This window comes from Phenylobacterium sp. Root1290 (assembly GCF_001425305.1).
Lineage (GTDB): Bacteria > Pseudomonadota > Alphaproteobacteria > Caulobacterales > Caulobacteraceae > Phenylobacterium.
Genome location: NZ_LMEE01000002.1, coordinates 692758 through 709531 on the forward strand (window position 1 = coordinate 692758; position 16774 = coordinate 709531).

At 69.2% G+C, this 16774-nt stretch carries 16 protein-coding genes; 5 read left to right on the forward strand and 11 right to left on the reverse strand.

The annotated features are described in order from the left end of the window. Window position 1 precedes the first annotated feature (1 nt). The 3 genes from ASC79_RS12860 to lpxK are packed head-to-tail and all read left to right on the forward strand — an operon-like array spanning window position 2 to window position 3251. Window positions 2-1000, forward strand: a complete 999-nt coding sequence (locus ASC79_RS12860; RefSeq protein WP_056016840.1) for a cation diffusion facilitator family transporter — start codon at window positions 2-4, stop codon at window positions 998-1000. A gap of 11 nt (window positions 1001-1011) precedes the next feature. Continuing rightward, on the forward strand, window positions 1012-2262 hold the full coding sequence (locus ASC79_RS12865; protein WP_056016842.1) for a 3-deoxy-D-manno-octulosonic acid transferase: 1251 nt from the start codon (window positions 1012-1014) through the stop codon (window positions 2260-2262). Then, the gene (lpxK, locus tag ASC79_RS12870) at window positions 2259-3251 is read left to right on the forward strand and encodes a tetraacyldisaccharide 4'-kinase (RefSeq protein ID WP_056016845.1); all 993 of its coding nucleotides are present in this window, start codon (window positions 2259-2261) and stop codon (window positions 3249-3251) included. The genes ASC79_RS12865 and lpxK overlap by 4 nt, the downstream gene beginning before the upstream one ends. Here the strand turns inward: lpxK and ASC79_RS12875 are convergent, their stop codons facing one another. From ASC79_RS12875 to ASC79_RS12895, 5 genes are all read right to left on the reverse strand, one after another. Further along, window positions 3252-5198 (reverse strand): transglycosylase domain-containing protein, encoded by a 1947-nt coding sequence (locus ASC79_RS12875; protein WP_056016848.1) that lies wholly within the window; start codon window positions 5196-5198, stop codon window positions 3252-3254. It abuts the gene before it with no gap. A gap of 66 nt (window positions 5199-5264) precedes the next feature. Beyond that, window positions 5265-6332 carry a phosphotransferase family protein gene (locus tag ASC79_RS12880; protein WP_056016851.1) on the reverse strand — a complete coding sequence of 356 codons (1068 nt, stop codon included), beginning with the start codon at window positions 6330-6332 and terminating at the stop codon, window positions 5265-5267. A 114-nt stretch (window positions 6333-6446) separates the two neighbouring features. Continuing rightward, window positions 6447-7721 (reverse strand): phosphoribosylamine--glycine ligase, encoded by a 1275-nt coding sequence (gene purD, locus ASC79_RS12885; protein ID WP_056016854.1) that lies wholly within the window; start codon window positions 7719-7721, stop codon window positions 6447-6449. A 33-nt stretch (window positions 7722-7754) separates the two neighbouring features. Continuing rightward, window positions 7755-8219, reverse strand: coding sequence for a VOC family protein (locus tag ASC79_RS12890; RefSeq protein WP_056016856.1), 465 nt, complete (start codon window positions 8217-8219; stop codon window positions 7755-7757). A 64-nt stretch (window positions 8220-8283) separates the two neighbouring features. Then, the gene (locus ASC79_RS12895; protein ID WP_056016859.1) at window positions 8284-9297 is read right to left on the reverse strand and encodes a 2'-deoxycytidine 5'-triphosphate deaminase; all 1014 of its coding nucleotides are present in this window, start codon (window positions 9295-9297) and stop codon (window positions 8284-8286) included. Window positions 9298-9435: 138 nt separating this feature from the next. On the opposite strand from ASC79_RS12895, the gene metZ reads away from it, so the two are divergent. Further along, window positions 9436-10620, forward strand: coding sequence for an O-succinylhomoserine sulfhydrylase (gene metZ / locus ASC79_RS12900; RefSeq protein ID WP_056016862.1), 1185 nt, complete (start codon window positions 9436-9438; stop codon window positions 10618-10620). Here metZ and ASC79_RS12905 read toward each other — a convergent pair. From ASC79_RS12905 to ASC79_RS12920, 4 genes are all read right to left on the reverse strand, one after another. Beyond that, a complete protein-coding gene (locus tag ASC79_RS12905) occupies window positions 10595-11683 on the reverse strand; it encodes a phospholipase (RefSeq protein ID WP_056016865.1) in 1089 nt (362 codons plus the stop codon). The two genes, metZ and ASC79_RS12905, sit on opposite strands and share 26 nt — an antisense overlap. A gap of 87 nt (window positions 11684-11770) precedes the next feature. Beyond that, a complete protein-coding gene (locus ASC79_RS12910) occupies window positions 11771-12676 on the reverse strand; it encodes an Hsp33 family molecular chaperone (protein ID WP_056017950.1) in 906 nt (301 codons plus the stop codon). 68 nt (window positions 12677-12744) lie between these two features. Then, window positions 12745-13680 carry an ornithine carbamoyltransferase gene (argF, locus tag ASC79_RS12915; RefSeq protein ID WP_056016868.1) on the reverse strand — a complete coding sequence of 312 codons (936 nt, stop codon included), beginning with the start codon at window positions 13678-13680 and terminating at the stop codon, window positions 12745-12747. 121 nt (window positions 13681-13801) lie between these two features. Further along, window positions 13802-14980 carry an aspartate aminotransferase family protein gene (locus ASC79_RS12920; RefSeq protein WP_056017952.1) on the reverse strand — a complete coding sequence of 393 codons (1179 nt, stop codon included), beginning with the start codon at window positions 14978-14980 and terminating at the stop codon, window positions 13802-13804. A 225-nt stretch (window positions 14981-15205) separates the two neighbouring features. On the opposite strand from ASC79_RS12920, the gene ASC79_RS12925 reads away from it, so the two are divergent. Next, window positions 15206-15616 (forward strand): YbaY family lipoprotein, encoded by a 411-nt coding sequence (locus ASC79_RS12925; RefSeq protein WP_056016871.1) that lies wholly within the window; start codon window positions 15206-15208, stop codon window positions 15614-15616. Between the two features lies 1 nt (window position 15617). On the opposite strand, the gene ASC79_RS12930 is transcribed toward ASC79_RS12925, so the two are convergent. Both ASC79_RS12930 and ASC79_RS12935 read right to left on the reverse strand, forming a co-directional pair. After that, window positions 15618-16133 (reverse strand): hypothetical protein, encoded by a 516-nt coding sequence (locus ASC79_RS12930; RefSeq protein ID WP_056016878.1) that lies wholly within the window; start codon window positions 16131-16133, stop codon window positions 15618-15620. After that, complete coding sequence (locus ASC79_RS12935; protein ID WP_056016883.1) at window positions 16130-16774, reverse strand: TetR/AcrR family transcriptional regulator; 645 nt, start codon at window positions 16772-16774, stop codon at window positions 16130-16132. Before ASC79_RS12935 ends, ASC79_RS12930 begins: the two co-directional genes overlap by 4 nt.

Consider the following 16774-nt stretch of genomic DNA (forward strand, 5'->3'; position numbering starts at 1 on the left):
CATGGCGCAAGACCACCATCGTCACGACGATCATGACCATGATCACGCGCACGACCATGACCACGATCATGGCGCGCACGGACACTCACATGCGCACGCCCACGGGCCAGGCGGACACAGCCACGCGCCGAAAGACTTCGGACGCGCCTTCGCGATCGGCGTCGGGCTGAACTTCGCCTTTGTCCTGGCCGAGGCCGCCGTCGGCCTATGGTCGGGCTCGCTGGCGCTGCTGGCCGACGCCGGACACAATCTCTCGGACGTGCTGAGCCTGCTGCTGGCCTGGGGCGCGACGATTCTCGCCAAGTCGGCGCCGACGTCGCGCCGCACCTACGGTCTGCGCAAGGCCACCATTCTGGCGTCCCTGGCCAACGCCGTGCTGCTGCTGGTCGCGGTCGGCGTCATCATCTCCGAGGCCATCCACCGCTTCTCCGAGCCGGCTCCCATCGCCACCTGGCCGGTGATGATCGTCGCCGCCATCGGTGTGGTCATCAACACCGCCACCGCGCTGATGTTCATGAAGGGCCACGACGACCTCAATATCCGCGGCGCCTTCCTGCACATGGCGGCGGACGCCGGGGTGTCGCTTGCGGTCGTCGTCGGCGCAGGCCTCATCGCCCTGACCGGCATGCTTTGGATCGACCCGGCGCTGAGCGTGCTGATCGCCGTGGTCATCGTCATCGGCACCTGGGCGCTCCTGCGCGAGTCGGTCGACCTGGCGCTGGACGCCGCGCCACGCGGCCTGGACGTCCAGGCCGTGCGCGCCTGGCTGCTGGCGCAGCCGGGTGTGACCGAGGTTCACGACCTGCACGTCTGGGCCATGAGCACGACCGAGACCGCCATGACCGCGCACGTCACGCGCCCCGACAACGCCGACGGCGACGCATTCCTGCACGCCGCGTGCGAGGGCCTGGCCAGCAAGTTCCGCATCGGGCACGCCACGCTGCAGGTCGAGACGGGTCATTCGGCGTCCTGCCGGCTCGCCAGCGTCCACGCGATCTGAGGCCGAGCCCTTTGCGCCCGCTCTCCCTTGCGCTCTACGCCGCAGCGACGGGGCTCGCCGAGCCGCTCGCACCCGTGATCCTGCGCCGCCGCGCCCAGCGAGGTAAGGAAGACCCCGCCCGCATCGGCGAGCGCCTGGGCAAGGCAAGCGTCGCCCGTCCGCCCGGTCCGCTGGTCTGGCTGCACGGCGTCAGCGTCGGCGAGAGCTTGTCCCTGCTGCCCTTGGCCGAGGCCCTCGCCCGCCCCGGTCTCACCCTGTTGGTGACGTCTGGCACCCGAACCTCGGCCGACCTGCTCGCCAAGCGCCTTCCCGCTGGCGCGATCCACCAGTACGCGCCCGTGGATGGCCCCGGCGCCGTGCGCCGGTTCCTGGACCACTGGCGGCCGGATGCCGGCATCCAGGTCGAGAGCGAACTCTGGCCCAACCTGATCCTGAGCGCGAAGGCGCGGGGCGCGAAACTCGCACTCGTCTCGGCCCGCATGACCCAGGCGAGCGCCGACGGCTGGGCTCGCGCGCCTGGCGCGGCCCGCAAACTGCTGGGCGCCTTCGATCTGGTGCTCCCCCAAGACGCCGAGACCGATGCACGTCTGCGGGCGCTCGGCGCATCGACCGGCCCGCACCTGAACCTCAAGAACCTCGGCTCGCCGCTCCCGGCCGAACCGGCCGAGTTCGCCCGCCTCCAGGCCGCGATCGGCGATCGTCAGGTGGTTCTCGCGGCGAGCACTCATGCGGGCGAGGAGGAGATCATCGCGCGGGCCGTCGCGGCGACAGGCGCGCTGCTGATTGTCGCTCCGCGCCACCCCGATCGCGGCGATGCCGTCGCGGCCCTGCTGGCGCAGATGGGCTTCACCGTCGCCCGCCGCGCCGCTGGCGAGGCGCCGACCGCCAAGACCACGGCCTATGTCGCCGACACGCTCGGCGAGATGGGACTGTTCTTCCGGGCCTGCGACGTCGCGGTGATGGGCGGCAGCTTCGTGCCCGGCATCGGCGGGCACAATCCGCTGGAGCCTGCGCGCCTGGGGGTGCCGATCCTCACCGGCCCCGACGTGTTCAACGCGGCGGCGACCTATGACGAAATGTTCGATCGGGTGGCCGCGATCCGTTGCGCGAGCGAGGCCGACTTGGCCCGCGACCTGCGGGGCCTGCTGACAGAACCGCTGATCGCCCCGCGTATCGGCCGCGCAGCGCTCGCCTACGCCGAGCGACAGGGCGCCGCCCTGGGTGAAGCATTGGCCCTCCTCAAGCCCCTGTTGCCGGCATGAAGCTCTCCACGCCGCGCTGGTGGTACGTGCGCGAGGGCGGTCCCGCGCCGGTGACACGCACCCTGCTCAAGCCGATCTCCTGGATCTGGGCGGCCGTGACCGCCCGGCGCATCGCGCGGGCCGAACCGATCGATCCGGGCGTCCCGGTGATCTGCGTCGGCAACCTCACCGTAGGCGGGTCGGGCAAGACCCCAGTTGTACGCGAGATCTTGCGCCGACTGCCCGGCGCGCACGGGCTCTCACGCGGCTACGGCGGCTCCGAACGTGGCCCATTGCAGGTGGACCCCGCCAGGCACACCGCCGCCGAAGTGGGCGACGAGCCGCTGATGCTGGCCAAGGACGCGCCGATCTGGGTCGCCCGCGATCGCGCCGCCGGCGCCATCGCCGCTGCAAAGGCCGGAGCCACGGCGGTGGTGATGGATGACGGACACCAGAACCCTGACCTGAAGAAGACCCTGTCGCTGGTCGTTGTCGACGGCGAAACCCGTGACGGCGTCTGGCCCCTGGGCGATGGCTCAGTGTTCCCGGCCGGCCCGCTGCGCGAGCCGCTGGCTGTCGGCCTGGCGCGTGCCGACGCGGTGGTGCTGATGCTGCCGGCGGATCTGGCCGAGCCGGATCCGGCGCTCGTCAGGGCGCTGATCGACAAGCCGATCCTGATCGCCCGGCTCGACCCGGCCGCGCCGCCGCCGCCAGGGCCGCAGGTCGGGTTCGCCGGCATCGGCATGCCCTGGAAGGTCGAGCGCGCGCTGAAGGCCGCCGGGTGCGAACTGGCCGACTTCATCCCGTTCCCCGACCACTTCGCCTATGACGCCGGCGCCCTGAAGCTGATCGAGAGCCGCGCCGAACTGTTCGGCGCCGAGCTGGTCACCACCGAAAAGGACTGGGTCAGGTTGCCGCCGGCCTGGCGCAAGCGCGTCACGGCCTGGCCCGTGCGCGCGGCGTTCGAAGATGACGATGTGCTCGAACGGCTGCTGGCGCCGTTCCGCTGACTAGAAGATCGGCTGCGACGCCTGGTCCGCGGCGGCTGGAGCGGTCGGCTGTGCGGGCGTGGCCTCCGGCGTAGCCGGCTCGGCCGCTTCGAGGGGCGCTTCGCCATCGATGGGCGGGATGTCCAGAACCTCAGGCTCGACGGTCGGCGGCGGGGCGACCGGCGCCAAACCGATCTGGCGGCCATTGGCGCGGACCACGCCCTTGCTCATCGCAAAGCGCGCGAAGTCCCGCCAGATCTCGGCCGGCAGGCCGGCGCCGGCCACGCCGTTCATCGGGCTGTTGTCGTCATTGCCGACCCAGACGCCGATCACCAGGTCGCCGACATAGCCGAGATAGAGCGCGTCCCTATAGTCCTGGGTCGTGCCGGTCTTGCCGTAGGCGTACTGCGAGACGTTGCCGCCGTTGGCGGTGCCGAAGGTAACCGCGGCGCGCAGCATGTCGCGAAGCCCGTCACGCTCGGTGGCCGGCAATTCCTTCGTCGCCGGCTTGCGGGCCTGGATCACGCCGTAGGGGGTGACCGGATAGCGCCCAGAGGCCACGCCGGCATAGGCCGCCGTCAGATCCAGCAGCGTCGTCGGCGCGGTGCCCAGCGAGAGGGTCAGGTCGGGCGGGAACTGCGAGCGCAGCCCCATGTCCTCGGCCGCCTTGATGATCGCGCCACGGCCGACCTGCTGCGCCAGGCGCGCGGCGGCGACGTTGGACGAACCGGCGAAGGCGTTGCGCAGGTGGATCTCGCGGTTGGCGTAGTGGCCCTCGTGGTTCTTGGGCGACCAGTCGGCGATCGTCACCGGCGCATCGAGGATCAGACTGTCAGGCGTCATGCCCTGGCGCAGGGCGGCCTGGTAGACGAACAGCTTGAACGCCGACCCCGGCTGGCGCTGGGCGTCGGTGACGCGGTTGAACTGGCTGGCCTTGTAGTCGTCGCCGCCGACCATCACGATCACCCGGCCGTCCGGGCGCATCGCGACGACAGCGGCCTGGCTGGCGTGCAGGTAGCCGCCGTGGCGCTTCAGCGCCGTGCGCACGATCTCCTCGGCGCGGTCCTGCAGGATGGAGTCGAGCGTGGTCGGGACCATGACCTCGCCGTAGGCCGCCTCGAACGCCTCACGCGCCTGGGACGAGACCCAGTCCGCGAAGTACGATCCGACAGGCAGCTTCTCGCGGCCGGACCGGACACTGGCGGGCCGCGCAGCGCGGGCCTGCTGCGGCGTTATGACACCCTGATCGGCCATGGCCGCCATGACGATCCGGGCCCGGGCGCGGGCCGCTTCGAGGTCCTCGGTTGGGGCCAGGCGCGAGGGCGCCTTGACCATGCCGGCCAGCATCGCCGCCTCGCTGATCGACAGCGTCTCGGGCGTCCTGTCGAAGTAGTGGCGGGCGGCGGCGCGCAGGCCGAATACCCCGTCGCCGAAATAGACGGTCGACAAGTATCTGGAGAGAATCTCGTCCTTCGAGAGGCGGGCTTCGAGGTAGAGGGCGATCAGGGCTTCCTGGGCCTTGCGGCGCAGGCTGCGCTTGTTGCTGAGGAAGGCGTTCTTGGCGAGCTGCTGGGTGATGGTGGAACCACCCTGCTGGACCTCGCCGGCCGAGACGTTGCGCTGCAGGGCGCGGGTCAAGGCCTTCAAATCTATACCGAAATGACTGTAGAAGCGGCGATCCTCGATGGCGATGAACGCCCCGGGAACGTGCTTGGGCAGCTTGGCCACGTCGACCGGCTGCTCCTTGTAGGAGCCGCGGCGGGCAAACGGTTTGCCGTCGGCGGTGACCAGCACCAGGGTCGGATCCGGCAGCGGCTCAAGCGCTCGACCGAGCGGGAGAGACCAGACCATGAAGACGATCACGGCGACCAACGCCAGCACCGCCCCGCCAGCGATCTGCCAGGGGCGGCGGCGCCAGATCGGGGGCCGTTCGCGCACGACGTCGGGTGCGCCGGTAAGCTCGGTCATGGGGCTCCGTACTCGGACGTTGGGCGATCGGCCGATCGCCCTCTTCGCACGCCGCGTGGACGGTTGCTAGGCCCCGGCCCGCTGGGCGTAGGTCCATGCCGACTTGGCCAGCAACGGCACCCGTTCGGCCATGGCCGCTGCCTGAGGGCTGTTCGCGGTGCCGTCGCGGACCCGTCCGACGATGCCCTGACAGATCCCGGCCAGGCGGAACATGTTGTACGAGAGGAACCAGTCGAGGTCGTGCAGGCCCGAGCGGCCGGTCCGCTCGCAATAGGCCTCGACCGCCTCCTCGATCGTCGGGATGCCGTGCGCCTTGAGGTCGGGCAGCTGCGAGATCGTGCCGTTCACCCAGTTCATCAGGAGATAGGTGAAGTCGGCGAGCGGCTCGCCGAGCGTGCCCAGCTCCCAGTCGAGGACGGCGATGACGCGCGCCTCGGTCGGATGGATGACCATGTTGTCCAGGCGGTAGTCGCCGTGGACGATCGAGGTGCGCTCCTGCTCGGGCAAGGTCTTGGGCAGCCAGTCGATCAGCCGCTCCATCTCTTCGATGTGCGCCGTCTCCGAGGCCTTGTACTGCTTCGTCCAGCGATCGACTTGCCGGCCCATATAGTTGCCGGGCTTGCCGTAGTCGCCCAGGCCGATGGCCTGGTAGTCGGTGTTGTGCAGGTCGGCCAGGGTCTTGATCTTGGCCATGAAGATCGCGTGGCGCTCGGCCGGCTCATAGGCCGGGAGCTGCTGATCCCAGAGGATCCGGCCCTCGACCATGTCCATGACGTAGAACATCGTGCCGATGACGCTGTCGTCGGTGCAAAGGCCGTACGAGCGCGCGACCGGGAAGCCGGTCGGGTAGAGCGCGGTGATCACCTTGTACTCGCGGTCGACAGCGTGCGCCGAAGGCAGCAGCTTGCCCGGCGGCTTGCGGCGCAGGACGTACTTCTTGCCCGGCGTGATCAGCTGGTAGGTCGGGTTGGACTGGCCGCCCTTGAACTGGCGGACCTCAAGCGGTCCGGCATAGCCCTCGACGTTGGCCTGCATCCATGCGGCCAGCGCGCTCTCGTCAAAACGATGGGACTCCGCGACCTCCTTGGTCCCGCTGTTGAGCTGTTCGCGCTGCTGCTCGGCGGCGTCGGCCATGGCGTTTCCCTCGACGTTCGTACAGTTGTTTGAACCACCATACCGAGGGGCGTGGCCGCCGAGCAAGCACCCAGGCGGGATCCATACCGAATATTCTAAAAAATGACGCCGGTGTCAGCGAGCCGAAAGGGCTCTCCAGCCGATGTCCGTGCGGTGGAAACCGCCCGGCCAGTCGATGCGGGCCACCGCCGCATAGGCCTTGTCGCGAGCCTCCTGGAGGGTGGCGCCGCGGGCGCAGACGTTCAGCACCCGACCGCCCGAAGCGCGCAGGGTCCCGTCCGCATCGCGCGAGGTGCCGGCGTGGAAGACCACCACATCGGGACCGAAATCCTGCTCGGCGCCGCGAATGATAGAGCCGGTCACCGGGCTTTCCGGATACCCATCGGCCGCCAGGACGACGCAGATCGCCGCCTCGTCGCGCCAGACCGGGGCCGGCATCTGGGCCAGCGTACCGTTCGCGCAGGCCAGCAGGTAGGGAACCAGGTCGCTCTCCAGGCGCAGCATCAGCACCTGACACTCCGGATCGCCGAAGCGGACATTGAACTCAACCAGCTTGGGGCCGTCCCTGGTGGCCATCAGTTCCACGAACAGCACGCCCTTGTAGGGCGCGCCTTCCGAAGCGATGCCGGCGAAGGCGGGTTCTGCCAGCCGCAGGCGCGTCTGCTCGATCAGTTCCGGCGTGAAGACCGGCGCCGGCGAATAGGTGCCCATGCCGCCGGTGTTGGGGCCGACTTCGCCGTCATAGGCGCGCTTGTGATCCTGGGCGGCGCCGAAGACGATGGAGTCCTTGCCGTCGCAGAGCGCGAACAGCGAGCCGATCTCGCCTTCGAGGAACTCCTCGATCACGACCCGCGCGCCGGCCGTGCCGAAGCGGCCGCCCAGCGCGTCGTCGATGGCCGCCTCGGCCTCGGCCCGGTCCTGGGCGATGACGACGCCCTTCCCGGCCGCCAGGCCGTCGGCCTTGATCACATAGGGCGGCTGGAAGCCGTCCAGCGCCGCCTTGCCGGCCTGCGCCGTGTCGCAGACCTTGTAGCCGGCGGTCGGCAGGCCGTGGCGGTCGGTGAAGGCCTTGGTGAAGGCCTTGGAGGACTCCAGTCGGCCAGCGGCGGCCACCGGTCCGAAACAGGGGATCTGGGCCGCGTTCAGCGCGTCGGCCAGCCCCGCCTCGACCGAGACCTCGGGGCCGATCACCACGAGGTCGGCGGCGATTTCCCTGGCCAGCGCAACCAGGGCCGGCACGTCGGTGGCCTTGAGCGCTCGAAGTTCACCCAGCGAGGCCATGCCCGGATTGCCCGGCGCCATCACCAGGCGCTTCACCAGCGGCGAGGCCGCGATCTTCCAGGCGAGCGCATGTTCGCGCCCGCCCGAGCCGACGAGGAGGATGTTCATGCGCGGAGCGTTTGGCGCGCCCAGGCGCGGCGGTCAAGGATGCGCCGCGCCCAGCCACCGGCGAACGACCTGCTGCGCCCGCTCGCCGGGCGTCGCTGGCAGCTGGCTGGGGGGCGCGGTGATCTCCAGCACGACGCCGTCAGGGTCCTCGAAGTAGATCGACTGCTGGGCGCCATGATCCTCTTCCCAGAACCTGACTTCGGCCGTGCGGAGCCGGCTTCGCCAGGCGGCAAGGTCCGAGACGGCGTCGATCGCCATGGCGTAGTGCCGGGCGTCCCGCGGCAGAGCTCCGTAGTCGGGGAGTTGGGCGTCCCTGAGCTCGACCAGCACGATCTCGCCGCCGCCGGGCAGCGGGAAGATCATCATCAGCCAGGGAAAGGAGTCCCAGTCGTCGCCGTCGTGCGCCTCGGCAAGCGAGAGGCCGAGGACATCGCGGTAGAAGGCGAGACTTCGTGCGGCGTCGCGGATCGGAAAGACCACATGGTCCAGTCTGAGCATGCGCGCCCTCCTTCAGAAGGCGCGCCGACCATAGCACATGTCCCTGGGGCGAGCGCTCCTGGCCTTAGCTCCAGACCCGGAAATGCTTCGAGAGCTTGAGGCCCTGACGTTGATAGTGTGAGCCATTGTCGCCGTAGAGACGGGCAGGTTTAGCGGTCAGCGGCTCATAAACCAGCCGAGCGACGGTCTGGCCGTCCTCGAGCAGGAAGGGGGTCTCGTGACTGCGGACCTCGAGCACGCCGCGCGAGCCTACGCCGCCGGCCTCCTCCGTGCCGAAGCCGGGGTCGAAAAAGCCGGCGTAGTGGACGCGGAACTCGCCGACAGACGGATCGATCGGGGTCATCTCGGCCGCTTGCATGACCGGGATCTCCACGGCTTCCTTCGAGGCCAGGATGTAGAACTCGCCCGGATCAAGCAGGAGCTCTCCGCGACGCGGGATCAGCGGCTCCCAGAAGTCCTTGGGATCGTGGCCGTCCACATGATCCATATCGACGACGCCGGCATGGCGGCGAGCGCGGAACCCGGCGATGCCGTCGGTGAGATCGACGCCGACGCTGCGGATCGAGAGCTTCGGCGGCTCGCCGCGCTTGAGGCGCAGCTGGTTCAGGCGCGTGGAGGTGCGCACCAGAATCGAGAAGGTCTGCGGCGCGATCTCGATGTAGGTCGGGCCGGTGTAGCCCTCGGACACATCGTCAAAGGCGACGGAATTGTTGGTCAGCAGCCGCACGAACACGTCGACGCGGCCCGTCGAGCTCTTCGGGTTGGCGCGGGCCGAGATGCCCTTGGGCAGGGCCAGCGCTTCCTGCAGCTCGGCGATGTAGACGCAGCCCCGCTCCAGCACGGCGCCCTTGGTCAGGTCGAGCTCGTGCATGGCCACGTCCTCGATGCGCTGAGGCACGGTGCGGCCAAGCCCGGGCAGGAACGAGGCCCGCACCCGCCAGGCGCGCGCGCCAAGCCGCAGGTCGAGGCTGGCCGGCTGGACCTGGTCCTTGTCGAAAGCGCGGGAGGACGTGATGGCGCCCGCGGCGATCAGGTCTTCGATGGATTGGGAGGGCAAGATGCCGGGGGCGTCGTTCATCGCCGCGACACTCGCCGTCCGCCCCGAGTCTGGCAAGGCTCGACGCCCGCTTCCGCTGCAAGCTGCGGCAGATTTTCACTGGTGGCGGAGGCCGGGGCCGGGGTTTAGAACGCCCTGCCCAAGCTGAAAGGAACCACCATGGCCGAAGACACGCGCGACTGGGAGCTCGAGACCAAGCTGGTGCGCGGCGGCCTGGCGCGTACGCCCTACGGAGAGATCTCCGAGGCCCTGTTCCTGACCCAGAGCTTTTCCTACGAGAGCGCCGGCGCGGCCGACAAGCGCTTCTCCGGCGAGGAGCCGGGCTTCATCTACCAGCGCTTCGGCAACCCGACGACGCAGATGTTCGAGGACCGCCTGGCGCTGCTGGAAGGCGCCGAGGTCTGCCGCGCCACCGCCTCGGGCATGGCCGCGGTGCATGTGGCGCTGCAGGGCCTGGTGCGGGCCGGCGACCACATCGTCGCGGGCCGCGCGCTGTTCGGATCGTGCCGCTGGATCCTGTCGGAGTGGATGCCGCGTTTCGGGGTCGAGGTGACCTATGTGGACGCCACCGACCTGGACGCCTGGAAAAACGCGGTACGCCCCAACACCAAGGCCTTCCTGGTCGAGAGCCCTGCCAACCCGCTGCTGGAAGTGACCGCCATCGGCGCCGTGGCCGAGATCGCGCATGCGGCCGGCGCCAAGCTGGTGGTCGACAACGTGTTCGCCACGCCGGTCTTCCAGAAGCCGCTGGCCCTGGGCGCCGACATCGTCGTCTATTCGGCGACCAAGCACATCGACGGCCAAGGCCGGGTGCTGGGCGGCGCGATCCTGGGCGCCGAGCAGCTGATGACCGAGTCCTACAAGGACATCCTGCGCCACACCGGCCCGGCGCTGTCGCCGTTCAACGCCTGGGTGCTGCTGAAGGGCCTGGAGACGCTGGAGCTGCGCGTCACCCGGCAGGCCCAGAACGCCGCCAAGATCGCCGACGTGATCGCCGCGCACTCGAAGGCCAAGAAGGTGCTCTATCCGACCCGCCCAGATCACCCGCAGGCGGCGATCATCGCCAACCAGATGACCGGCGGCGGAAATGTCGTGGCCTTCGACCTGGGCAGCCGCGAGGCGGCCTGGCGATTCCTGGACACGCTGGAGATCGTCGACATCTCCAATAACCTGGGCGACGCCAAGTCGATGGCCACGCACCCCTGCACCACCACCCATCGCTCGATGCCGGAAGCCGAGCGGCTGGAAATCGGCCTGACTGAGGGCTGGGTGCGGATGAGCGTCGGCCTCGAAGGCCCCGGCGACCTGACCCGCGACGTCAACCGCGCGCTGGACGCGGCCTAAGCTCAAGCCAGTCGAGGATCTCGCCGCTCATTTCCACCGGATATGTGTGGGCGAGGTCCTTGATCTCCCGGTAGGCGACCTCGGCGCCGGCGTCTTGCAACGCCTGGACGGCGTCGCGCGCCATATCGACCGGGAACATCCAGTCGAGCGCGCCATGCACGACCTGGATCGGCAGTCCATGCAGGCGGTCGCCGTAGGCCGCCTGGGCCAGCATCGGGTGGAAAGCCGCGGCCACGGGCGCCAGATGCGTGAACGGCGAGCGCGGCTCTAGCCCGCTGACATAGCTGAAGGTGCCACCGTCGCTCATGCCGGTGAGCAGCAGGCGGCCACGGTCCAAATTCCACCGCGCCCCGATCTCGGAGACGATGTGCGCCAGGTTGGGGGTGTCGAAATCCGGCCCCGAGAGCGCCCAGGTCTCGCCGGCGGCGGTGGGCGCGACCACGATCGCGCCGCGGCTGCGGGCGGCCCGCAGCCAGCTCCAAAGGAAGGCGCGGCCGTTGCCCGAGCCGCCGTGCAGCGCCACCACCAGGGGCCAGGCGCGGTCCGCGGAGTAGTACTCGGGCACATAGAGGGAGAAGGCGCCCCGCGCGCCGGGCTCGCCGCCGGCGTGCATGACCCCGGTATGCGGCGCGGGCGTATGGAAGCGCGCCTGCAACGCCGCGTCGCCGCGCATCGCAGGTTCGAGGAAGTAGCGGTTCACCGGCGGCAGGAGACCCGCGAGAGGATAGAGCGCCTCTTGCGCCCGCGGCCCGTGGCGCAGTCCCCGGAAGGCCTGGATCACATCGCCCGCCGCCACGCCGGCGCGCAGCTCCTCAAACCCGGAGAGGACGGCGAGTCCGGCTTCCTCCAGCGGCTCACGCAGGGCGAGGATCTGCCCCCGCCAATGGCCCATCCGCTGCAGCGGACCGCGCAGCGCCTCCTCCGGCGCGCCGACTGCGGCCAGCAGTCCGGGCAGGTCGGGCGGGTTCAGTCGCCGAGCGATGAAGGCGAGCGCCTCCAGCGCCCCCAGCAGCGCGCCGGTGAGCTCGGCCAGTTCCTCAAACTCGGTGTCAGCGTCTTGCATGTCGCCATAGTCGCGTCAGAAGGCGAAGGCGTCATCCCGGTTTCGGCGCAGCCGAAGACCGGGACAGCTATGAACGACGGCGGAGAGCTAGAGCGTGCCCGGGTCGATGGCGTAGGTCGTCGAGCAGTACTCGCAGGTGACGCGGATCTGGCCGTCATCCTCGACCATGTCGGCGCGCTCTTCCCCGCCGAACGACTTCAGGACCGTCTCAATCCGCTCCTGCGAGCAACGGCAGAAGGCCTGCAACACCTTCGGCTCGAAGACCCGCACGCCGTCCTCGTGGAACAGGCGGAACAGCAGCGTCTCGGCCGAGATCGTCGGATCGAGCAGTTCGTCCTCGCCGATGGTCTCGAAGAAGGCCTGGCTGCGCACCCACGGTTCGGCGGTCGAGCCGCGGGCGTCATCCTCGGCGATGTTCTGGATCAGCATGCCGCCGGCGCGCCAGTGCGGCCCCTGACCGACATCGGCCTGGCCGACCGCCAGCCGGACGCGGGTCGGGGTCTGTTCGGACTGGGCGAAATACTGTTCAGCGCACAGGGCCAGCGTCTCGCCCTCGATGGCGGTCACGCCCTGATAGCGATCCATGTCAGGACCCTGGTCGACGGTCATGATGAACACGCCGCCGCCCAGCAGGCTCTTGGCGCCGGGGCGTGCAAAGCCGGTGGTCAGCTTGGCGACCTCTTCCTCGTCGAACCGGCAATAGCCGCGCAAAGCGCCCGAGGTGTCGTAGTCGACGACCACATAGCGCACCGGGCCGTCGCCCTGGGCCTGGACGATGAGCCGGCCGTCGAACTTCAGGCTGGACCCCACCAGGGCGGCCAGCGCGCAGGCCTCACCGAGCAGGTTCGCGACCGGCTCGGGATAGGCGTGGCCGGTGAGGATCTGATCGACGGCGTCGCCGAGGCGGACAAGGCGGCCGCGCACGGCTTCGCCCTCGATCTGGAACGGGGCGACGATGTTGTCGGGGATGGCGTTCATGACGGTGTCGGACATGGTGGCGGCATATAGGGAGGCGAAACCGAAGTTGCGAGCTTCAGCGCCCGCCTCCCGATGACGCGGCTTCAGATCGCGCCGAAGCACCAGGCGAGGATCGACTTCTGAGCATGGATGCGGTTCTCCGCCTCGTCCCAGATCAGCGATTGCGGGCCGTCGATGACATCGTCGGTGACTTCCTCGCCACGGTGAGCCGGCAGGCAGTGCAGGAAGACGCCGTCCTTGGCGGCCAGAGACATCAGGTCGCCGTCGACCTGATAGGGCTCCAGGGCCTCCATGCGCTCGTCGTGGTCGGTGTCGCCCATCGACACCCAGGTGTCGGTGATCACGCAGTCGGCGCCGCGCACCGCCTCGCGCGGATCATCGGTGGTGAACACCTGGCCCTGCAGATCGGCGGCGCGAGCCAGATCCATCAGGTCAGGGTGATAGAGCGCCGGGCTGGCGATGTTCAGCTTGAAGCCGAGCTTGGGCGCGGCGTGGATGAAGCTGGAGCAGACGTTGTTGCCGTCGCCGACCCAGGCGATCGTCCGACCGGCCAGCGGGCCGCGATGTTCCTCGAAGGTCATCAGGTCGGCGATGATCTGGCAGGGGTGGCCCTTGTCCGACAGGCCGTTGATGACCGGCACGGTGGAGGCGTAGGCCAGCCGCTCGACGTCATCGTGGCTGTTGGCGCGCAGCATGATCGCATCGACCATGCGCGAGAGCACCTTGGCGGTGTCCTCGATCGTCTCCCCGCGGCCAAGCTGCATGTCGTTGGCCGTGGAGATGATCACGTCGCCGCCCAGCTGGCGCATCGCGGCGTCGAACGAGAAGCGGGTGCGGGTCGAGTTCTTCTGAAAGATCATCGCCAGGGTCCGCTCGCGGGCGGGGGCGTCGGCGTCGAGACGGCCCTGGGTCCAGCCGCGGCGCGCGGCCTTGCGGGCCTTGGCGTCGTCAAGAATGGCGCGCAGGTCGGAAGCTTCGATCTTCCAGAGGTCGACAAAGTGTCTGACAGGTTGGGTCATGTTGCGATCCTAAACCCGCTCATCCCCGCGAAGGCGGGGACCCAAGCTGCAACGCCGAGGCGATGGGCTTGGGAGTCGGCTTGGGTTCCCGCCTTCGCGGGAATGAGCGGTGGAATGGGGGTCAGGCGGCGGACTTGGCCTTGGCGCGGGCGACTTCGCAGGCGCGTTCGAGCTTTTCGACGGCCTCGCGAGCTTCCTCGATGGTCAGGTTCAGCGGCGGAAGCAGACGCACGCAGTTGTCGCCGCCGCCGGCCACCAGCAGATGCTGGTCGCGGGCATGCTGCATGAACTCGCGGTTGTTGGTGGCGAGCTTCAGGCCGATCAGCAGGCCCTTGCCGCGGATGTCGAGCACGACGTCCGGATAGCGGTCCTTGAGGCCGTTGAACTGCTGGGTGAAATAGCCGGCCAGCTCGCGGACATGGTCCATCAGCTCGGGCTTGGACAGCTCCTCCATCGAGGCCAGGCCGACGGCCATGGCCAGCGGGTTGCCGCCGTAGGTCGAGCCGTGCGAACCGACGGTCATGCCGGCGCCGGCCGCGGCCGAGGTCACGCAGGCGCCGATCGGGAAGCCGCCGCCCAGGGCCTTGGCCAGGGCCACGATGTCCGGCTTCACGTCCTGCGCCCATTCCCAGGCGAACAGCTTGCCGGTGCGGCCCAGGCCGCACTGGATCTCGTCGAGGATCAGCAGCGTGCCGGTCTCGTCGCAGAGCTGGCGCATCTGCTGGAGCTGCTGCTCGGTCAGGGCGCGCGCCCCGCCCTCGCCCTGCACCGGCTCGACGATGATCGCCGCGGTGGTCGGGCCGACGGCGGCCTTCAGGGCCTCCATGTCGCCGAACGGCAGCTGCACGAAGCCGGGCATGCGCGGGCCGAAGCCCTCGAGGTAGGCGGCGTTGCCCGAGGCGTTGACGGCCGCCAGCGTACGGCCGTGGAACGAGCCGTCGAAGCCGATGATGTCGATGCGCTCAGGCGCGCCCTTGGCCCAGTGATACTTGCGCGCGGTCTTGATCGCGCACTCGATCGCCTCGGCGCCGGAGTTGGTGAAGAACACCTCGTCCAGGCCGGTGAGGTCGGTCAGCATCTTGGCCAGCTTTTCCTGGCCCGGGATCTGGAAGACGTTCGAGACGTGCCAGAGCTTCTCGGCCTGGTCCTTGACCGCCTGAACCAGTTTCGGGTTCGCGTGGCCCAGCGCGTTCACCGCGATGCCGGCCATGCAGTCGAGATAGGCGTCACCGTCCGTGGTGAACAGGCGCGCGCCCTCGCCTCGTTCGAACGCCAGCGGAGCGCGGTTGTAGACGCCCATGATGTGGTCGCTGGGAACGGTCGCGGCTTGCTGCGCGGTCTTTTCAGTCACGGGGATTGCCCTCCGAAAACATAAGCGTCCCCGCGGCCACGGCGGCGGGGACTGGAAGGCTTGGCGTTTTCCGCTGGGAACGGCGGTCTGTCAATGACCGGTTCTGTGAAGCTTCGTGGACCGCACGTCTACGCGGGTCCATGTTTGGCCACGTTTGTCCCCGAGGAGCACCAGATGAAGCCGATTTACGCCCTCGCCCCGCTCGTCGCCCTGACCCTCGCCGGATGCGCCTCGATGGAACCGCCGACCGCCGCAAAGGCCCAGATCACAGGGTCGGTGATCTATCGCGAGCGGATCATGCTGCCGCCGACCGCGACCGTGACGGTGACCCTGGCCGACACCTCGCTGATGGATGCCCCGGCCAAGGTGATCGACACCCAGGTGCTGACCGGCGGATCGCCGCCCTACAAATTCACGCTGAACTTCGATCCGGCGAAGATCGTCGAGAACCACACCTACACGGTCTCGGCGCGGATCGAGGTCGACGGCAAGCTGCGTTTCATCACCGACACCCACACGCCGGTGATCACCCGCGGCGCTCCGACCCACGTCGAGATGATCGCCGTAGCCGTTCCGCAGAACTAGCTCAGACGGGCGGCGGGCCGGCGAACATCTGGCCCGCGACCTGGGGATTGTAGAAGGCGAGGTAACGCGCCGTGCCCTCGGGCGGCAGCACCTCGACCAGGACGCGGTTGTCGACCCACAGCTCGACCAGGTCGAACACCCCGCCCCGATCGCAGTGGACGGCGCGCCAGCCTGCGGCGCGGCCCAGTTCGATGATCTCAGCCGCGCTCAGCGCCGTCGTCACCGCCACGTGCAGGCCGCTGGCGGAGCGATCGTCGCCATCCTGACGGATCTGGGTTTCCCAGGGCATCGTTTCCGGCCCCTGGGCCGAGCGGGCCGGGTCGCGATCGCCGCTGCCCAGATGATGGGCGGTGGCCGCAGGTACGACCTCGACACCGACGCCGGACCCGTCGCGGGCGATGGCGACCCAGGCGCCCGGCACGACGGGAAAGGGCATCACCTCGCCGTCGATGATCTTGCCGAACAGTTCGGCCGTGGCTCGGGTGTCGCGGGCCGGAATGGAGAAATGAGCGATCATGGCTTGCTCCGGGTTGTCCCGCCTTTGGCGGGCTTGAGAGGCGCCGCGCCACGGCGGCGAAGATCGGCGAGCAGGGTCTCGACCGCCCAGGCGCCCGCGTCGGCGGCGCGCTCGCCGGTGACGTCCCACTGCTCGCGCAGCGAAATCCAGCCATAGGCCGAGTAAATCAGTTGCAGCATGCCGGCCGCCTTCTCCTGCTCATCGGCAGGCAGGTCGGGCGCGGCTTCGGCCACGGCCGCCAGGAACGCCGCGCGGCGCGGTTCATTCAGGCTCTCGCGCATCTCCCGGCCCTGCTGGCTGGTGACCGCAGCAACGATGTGCGCCGGCGCGGCGTCGAAGGTCGCATATAGGGCCGGAAGCTTGGCAGAGATGTCGTCGGCGCTCTCGGGCATGCCCACCGTCACGCCGTTGCGCCGGTTCAGCCACTCCCAAAGCCCGCGCATCAGCAGATCGCGGCTGGGGAAGTGGCGATAGACGGTCACCTCGGTCACGCCGGCCGCAGCGGCGACGGCGCGGTTGGTCACCAATTCCACCCGCCCCTCGGTCTGCAACAGGTCGGCCATGGCCGCCAAGATCCGCTCCCGCGTGGCCTCGGCCTGCTCCTGACGCAGCCGTGAATTATATGTTCTCACCTCTAACAT